This window comes from Celeribacter ethanolicus, from assembly GCF_001550095.1.
Taxonomy (GTDB): domain Bacteria; phylum Pseudomonadota; class Alphaproteobacteria; order Rhodobacterales; family Rhodobacteraceae; genus Celeribacter; species Celeribacter ethanolicus.
The window spans coordinates 1-6,159 of sequence record NZ_LRUC01000027.1; the positions used below are offsets into that span (position 1 = coordinate 1).

Annotated in this window: 5 protein-coding genes and 2 pseudogenes; 4 read left to right on the forward strand and 3 right to left on the reverse strand. The window is 51.4% G+C overall.

Annotated features, from left to right (window positions below; genetic code table 11):
- Window positions 1–839, reverse strand: a pseudogene (locus tag NH195_RS21185) (IS3 family transposase); the annotation flags it as partial.
- 103 nt (window positions 840–942) lie between these two features.
- A complete protein-coding gene (locus NH195_RS11100) occupies window positions 943–1,143 on the reverse strand; it encodes a hypothetical protein (protein ID WP_066706805.1) in 201 nt (66 codons plus the stop codon).
- Between the two features lie 738 nt (window positions 1,144–1,881).
- On the opposite strand from NH195_RS11100, the gene NH195_RS11110 reads away from it, so the two are divergent.
- From NH195_RS11110 to NH195_RS11120, 3 genes are all read left to right on the forward strand, one after another.
- Window positions 1,882–3,189: a DUF4123 domain-containing protein gene (locus tag NH195_RS11110; RefSeq protein WP_081423896.1), complete on the forward strand. Its 1,308-nt coding sequence runs from the start codon at window positions 1,882–1,884 to the stop codon at window positions 3,187–3,189.
- Between the two features lies 1 nt (window position 3,190).
- A complete protein-coding gene (locus NH195_RS11115; RefSeq protein ID WP_155846152.1) occupies window positions 3,191–4,480 on the forward strand; it encodes a hypothetical protein in 1,290 nt (429 codons plus the stop codon).
- A gap of 137 nt (window positions 4,481–4,617) precedes the next feature.
- Window positions 4,618–5,292, forward strand: coding sequence for a hypothetical protein (locus tag NH195_RS11120; RefSeq protein ID WP_155846153.1), 675 nt, complete (start codon window positions 4,618–4,620; stop codon window positions 5,290–5,292).
- Here the strand turns inward: NH195_RS11120 and NH195_RS21880 are convergent.
- Window positions 5,210–5,743, reverse strand: a complete 534-nt coding sequence (locus tag NH195_RS21880) for an integrase core domain-containing protein (RefSeq protein ID WP_081423897.1) — start codon at window positions 5,741–5,743, stop codon at window positions 5,210–5,212. The genes NH195_RS11120 and NH195_RS21880 overlap by 83 nt on opposite strands.
- On the opposite strand from NH195_RS21880, the pseudogene NH195_RS20835 reads away from it, so the two are divergent.
- A pseudogene (locus tag NH195_RS20835) lies at window positions 5,651–6,159 on the forward strand (transposase); the annotation flags it as partial. The gene NH195_RS21880 and the pseudogene NH195_RS20835 overlap by 93 nt on opposite strands.

The following is a 6,159-nucleotide window of genomic DNA, read 5'->3' on the forward strand; positions in this document are numbered from 1 at the left end:
AATGCAGCCTTTGGGCGGCGCCCGGAAAGCTATGGCCATGTTCAATGCTCGGATCGCTAAGTCGCGTTTCATGCGATTGCTGACTGCCCAGCCGATCACCCGCCGAGAATGCAGGTCAAGAATAACAGCCAGGTAGAGCCATCCTTCTCGCGTCCAGACATAGCTGATGTCGCCCGCCCACTTCTGGTTCGGTTGATCGGCGTGGAAGTCCCGGTTCAGCAGGTTTGGCCCGATGTTGAACGCATGGTTGCTGTCCGTCGTGACCTTGTATTTCTTCGATCTTTCGACCCGGATGCCGTTCTCGCGCATCAAGCGGCCCACACGGCGATGACCGACGTCCAGACCGATCTCCTTCAACTCTTCGGTCATTCGCGGCCTGCCGTAGCTACCAAGGCTCAGGCGGGACTGTTCTTTGATGTGTGCAAGCGTGACCATATCAGATCGTTGTCTGCGACTGGCAGGGCGACTACGGAAGGCCCGCAAGCCACGTGTGCTGACGCCAACGACACTGCATAAACGGTTGGCTGGAAAATGGTTCCTGTGTTCCTCGACAAACCTAAATCTCATTGCTTTAGGCCCGCGAAGAACTGGGTGGCCTTTTTTAGGATTTCCCTCTCCTCCTTGAGAAGCCGGATCTCTCGTCGAAGCCGCTCATTCTCTTTGGCGAGGTCTAAATCCTCTTGTGAAACCACCTTCGTGTCTCGGTGTGCTGTGATCCATTTGTTCAGCGTCGACATGCCAACGCCCAGATCATCAGCCACCTGCTTGCGCGTCAACCCGCTGGTCAGCGCAATACGCACTGCATCTTGGCGAAATTCGTCCGTCCGTTTCAGTCCCATAGTCAGTCTCCTTTGTTCCAGTAAAGGCTATCAAAGGAGCGGCATCAAACCGTGACACGTCCACTTTGAGCGCCGTTTTGCCCTGGCTCGGGTTTGCCCGCCGCTAGAGGGCAAACACCTTATCTGCACCCGCCGCGCCGGTGCGCCGCTTCATGAAAACGTGGAATATGCCTGGAACCCAAAGGGTGTCGACGAGGCTAATAGCTGACAAAGCGAGCCTATCTATACGTTGATCGCTGCCGGAAAGCTGACTGAACAACGCCCCGAAGAAAATGATGGCCATGCCCGGGATCGCTTGATTCATCGCAAGAGCTTAGAGGGTCTTTTGGAATCGCGTGATTGAGCAGGCAGAAGACAGGCATGGGCAAGGACCGCGGAAACGCTTGCCCGTGTCGATCCTGTTATGCATGCTTTCGGTCCAAGTATTTTTCATGAACGGATTTCATTTTGACGGTCATTGATGTCATCGAGTTGCTGGATCGCTTTCAGACATCCATTGTTGGGGTCATCGGCTTTTTCGGCGTCATCTGCACTTTGAGGGCAAACGAAGCACGACAGAGAGACGCATGAGCGACAGCTGGCAACCAAACGCCAAACACTGCGGCGCATCCTTGCAGCCGAGTTTCGGAACTATGCGCGCGCTCTGAAGCAAAATCTCGACAGCCCAACGCCGGAGAGCGAATTTATTTCGATTGGAAGGGTGCGGAGGCTTCTTTCTGACAGTCTGTCATCTGATTTGGGTCTACTGAACCTGGATGAAGTCGATATTATCGTGAATGCGATAATTAGCCTTGATGGAATGAACCATTTCCTTGCGAACCATGCTGTCGAAATCTCAGAAACACGCTTTCTGCTTCCAACCACAATGTGGGGCGAGGTCAAATATTGCCTCGCCACGACAAAAGATGCTCTGGATTTGGCCACTAAGGCTTTGGTGCAGACGGATGAAGTGTAACGACACAGGGGGATGGAACTTCGGTTTATCCCCTTCTTATAATGACTTTTACCATGCTATCTACCGACCATATAGACGGGTTTTAATATGAATTCATTCGCAGCATGGATTGGTAACTGCATTTTGCGGGATGATCGCTCTGGGGCTCTCCACCAGAGTACAGTCGTTGTTTGGGCCGATGGATATGCCACCTATCGCTCAGGGGTCGAGGCAGAGATTTTACACCGCGACCTAACGCTCGTGCGATTAGAAAACGTCTCTCCGGCCTGTGAAGACCTGAACGACACGTCGCCACAATTCAGCGCACTGGTACCGGCCGTTCATTCCGGAAATCCCGTCGAAATGGGAACTCTAGAACCTTTCGCGCGCACAGACGACCAGCAAAGTTACCTGAGCCTCGACGAATTCCCCGTCGAACCGCTGGACCGACAATCGGACGTTTGGCCGATGAAAAATGTGCCCGATGCACTTTATGATCCGCTTTTCGGGCAGCCCGCACCGACCGAGGCAGAGATTGCGCATTACGGCGGCGTCGAATATGTCCCACCGATGAAAACCTATGCGATCCTCGATGCAGGAAAGTTCCAGTCCGGCCTGAGCGAATTCGAAGACTGCGGCCTGCCGTTCCGTTGCCTGTTCAAAGGAGACGCCGCTGAGGAGCAAAAAGACGTTGCGCCTTACCTGTTCGAACTTTCCCCGGACAGCCCCTTTGTCCGCCGCTTGTTCAGCCATCTGCCGGATATGCCGGAAACGATGACGACGGTGCATATGTGGCATCACGAGCCGGGAATATATCTACGATCCCGCGCTGGGTTCGACGATGTCTGGAAGCATTTCCGGAAGTTCACTCGCGTTCGGGATAAGAGTGGTGGTTGGATCTACTATCGTTTTTGGGAGGCCGGGTATTTGGTCAAATTGGTCCAGAGGAAGTCGCGAACCCCGTCAGCTTGGCTCTGGCGCATGTTTGAAGGAATTCATAGCACATTATTTCTCCACAGAAATACCGCTAAAATATTAAAAATCCCCAAGGAATGGTGCGCCATAAGCCAGAATCTAGAAATACGAATAGAAGATATTATTGGAGATTTGAGCGCGATCAAACTTGATATTTTTTGCAAAAACATAACTGAGATCTTGGGAAACGGAGAGGTCTTGAAATTTTTGGGAAAAGCCGAAGCGGGCACGGAGGAGAAGGTTCGTCGGCTGGTAGTTCACGCGCGCGATCTTGGGTTTCGAGAAGAGCGTTCCATAGAACGATATATTCTATCATGTCACATCACGAACAATCTTCCAGAACGGGACCCTAGAGCGCATACTATTTTAAAGGCTCCGCAGCACGAGTTGGACAAATCACGCCGACTATTGATGTTTGCATTAAATACTTTGGAGATATGAATTGGCTGAATGTGATGATCCATTGCAACGTTGTCTGCAAGGAAACCTGTTTCGAGCAGATATGCCGCGAAGCAATGTTATCGTTGAAGGGGCCATTAACGGTATGCGAACAGGCCCCCTGCCCAACGGCGAAGTTTTCAAGCTTGAAAATACGTTAAAGGGCACAACAAGTAGCGCAGATATTCTTTTGGCGGGCACACAATTTCCGATCATTGATAACTTAGGGGAGCTGAATATTTCACGTCCAGAAGACGTTGGTATAACCGTGAACGAAATTCCGGTTCCAGATTCCTCAGCAAGTGGCAGCTTATCAGAAATTGAGGACGCTCTGGTCTTGCAAGTGCCCGCTGCTTTGGTCGGGAGTGCGCCGCCCCCAGGAGATTTCGACATTGACACAGCTCCCGAGCAAGCGTTGTGGTGGATTGCCACCACAGTGGTCACATCGCTTGAGATCATCGACGAAAATGCGGGTCTTTCAGGGCTTTATGCCTGGTCACAGGGATATTTAGACCTCAGACTGACAGGCACCGATACATCGCCAGTCTTGGCCGAATTGGCCAACTTAATACGCAACAATGACATTCGTAGTGGGTTGCGTACCCTTATGCGTGGGGGTGCAGGAATATTCCGCATAGGCATAAACTCTGCGAATGTACTATTTGTGGCCTTCCGGCATAGTCGCTTACTAGGGAGCTTTGTCGCCGGCGCCGCGGCAACACTGGCTAGATCGCGCGCGACAACAGTGGTCGCAGGGATCAAGGGTGCCCTCGACCGATCAGCGAGTGCCGCCAAAGGGGCGCCTGTGATCGGGTTTATCATCGTTGGAGTTGTCGATTTCCTTGAATGGTACGCAGATCCCAGCAAAAGGGGAGATTGGGCCAATCTCGTTGCTGTGTTGGCTGTTGATATGGTGGCGCTCACCATCTCGACAATCGTCGGCGGCATGGCAGCTGGTGTCGCCGCTTTTATGTTAGGGACCGCCGCAGCAACGATCGGAGGGATCTTACTCATCGCCGCCGCAGGCATAGGAACCGGCCTTCTTGTTGGGGTCGCCATAACCGCCCTCGCCAACTTAATTGGCCTCACACCTATTGTAGAACGCGGGTTGGAGTGGGTCGCTCAAGGTGCCGTAACCCTAATGGAACGCGTTACAGAATGGGCGAACGATGCTGCCCATTTCGTTACCCATGCAAATCCAGGAGATGGACGGATCACGGGACCAACAGATTATCTGATGGAAATTGATAGAGGGATCATGGATTATATCAACCGTCAATTGGGCCTGCCATAACCGTTGCTTCTTTCTGCACACAGCAAAGAACGTCCAGAGAATTATTAAAAATCATGAGAACAGTCCAACTGCGTATACGCGACGACGACAATGCGACTTATAAGTATTCGGTCATTTATAAGTTTACGCCCATCATAATGTCCGCACTGACCATTTTGCCGTATCTGTTGTGCCTGTATTTTTTTGCTACAGAAACTAACGGAGGTGGAAAAGCGTTCCAGTGGGCCTTCACGACATTCAATGTCATTTTTGCCGTTTTCTTTGCAGCACTTTATGTGGCGTTTTACGTCTTCCTGGCCAATAAAAGATGCGAATCTCTCGTTTTCGGGATGTTGTCCATGTCTAGTATCCCTTTTCTTTTTAGCGCCTTAGGCATTGCAACTTTCCTGATCCAATCAGTTTTTTTTATCGTAATAACCCTTGCTGCGATTGCTTTTGTGGTGTCGAATTTCAAACGCGCCAATAATGCTGTCACAGAAGAAATGGTCGAAAACTACGCGCAAGATACCATTTCCGAAGACGATGGGCAGCTTATCTATACGCATGGCCAGAAAGTTGAAAAACCCGTTCATCTGGGACGTCTAGCAGGCAGGTTGCGTTATTTTATCGAGTTTGTCTGCGCCGTTCCTTTAATTGCGGTGATGGTGATTTTGTGGCCATTCGTTTTCACTGTCGACGCTTTGGACAAATATATTCCCATGGCGAGCATGATCTGGGGTCTTCAAATTATTATGGGTTTGATGACGAGAGGATTCTTTTTGAATCAGGGGTGGTTCTTGCTGCGGGTGCTGCGAACCAAAACAAGGATATAATGAGCAAATTCCAACAGAATAGGTGCCAGTTGTTTGAGATTTTGCGGCCAGGTGCCTGATCCTGACCATTCAAACACAGCAGGTCGGTTGGCACGGTGGATATTGGGCGTAGACGACCGGAACCAATCCGCCCAGCGATGTCTGTTGTATCGATCCTCCGGCGCGCCTCGGCGAGATTTCCGAACATGACCTCATTCCAACACTCATCCCGCATGTGCACATTGAAGCTTTTTACAAAGGCGTCCTGCATCGCTTTGCCCGTCGCCCCTCTTCCCGATTGAGCCGGAACGGTAATCCCCCCGAAATTTAGGGGCGTTTGAAAGTAGAATTTTCTCGAAAGATAAAAGAGGAGATTCTGATGAAGAAATCGAAATACAGCGACGCTCAGATCATGAGTATTTTGAAACAGGCCGAAGGCGGTGTGCCGGTTGCGGATCTGTGCCGTGAGCATGGGATGAGTTCGGCGAGCTTTTACAAATGGCGCTCGAAGTATGGCGGCATGGATGCGAGCCTGATGGCGCGGATGAAAGAGCTCGACGAGGAAAACAAGCGCCTCAAGCGCATGTATGCCGAGAAGAGCATGCAAAACGACCTGTTGAAGGAAGCGCTTGGAAAAAAGTGGTAAGGCCGTCTCAACGCAGAGAGATGGCCGAGTGGGCGGTTCGGCACCGGTCCGTCAGCATTGCTTTGGCCTGCCGAGCATTCAGCATCAGTGAGACGTGCTATCGATATCAGCCGACGCTCAGAGCTGAGAACGAGCTGATCGCCGATTGGCTTGTCGCGCTGACAACGGCCAAGAGGAGTTGGGGGTTTGGTCTGTGCTTTTTGCATCTGCGGAACGTCAAAGGTTTTGGCTGGAACCACAAA

What these genes read in the sequence shown, in the direction of transcription:
- NH195_RS11100 (WP_066706805.1), bottom strand. Translation starts at nt 1,143, where the DNA reads ATGAATCAAGCGATCCCGGGCATGGCCATCATTTTCTTCGGGGCGTTG.
- NH195_RS11110 (WP_081423896.1), top strand. Translation starts at nt 1,882, where the DNA reads ATGAATTCATTCGCAGCATGGATTGGTAACTGCATTTTGCGGGATGAT.
- NH195_RS11120 (WP_155846153.1), top strand. Translation starts at nt 4,618, where the DNA reads ATGTCCGCACTGACCATTTTGCCGTATCTGTTGTGCCTGTATTTTTTT.
- NH195_RS21880 (WP_081423897.1), bottom strand. Translation starts at nt 5,743, where the DNA reads ATGCTCACGGCACAGATCCGCAACCGGCACACCGCCTTCGGCCTGTTT.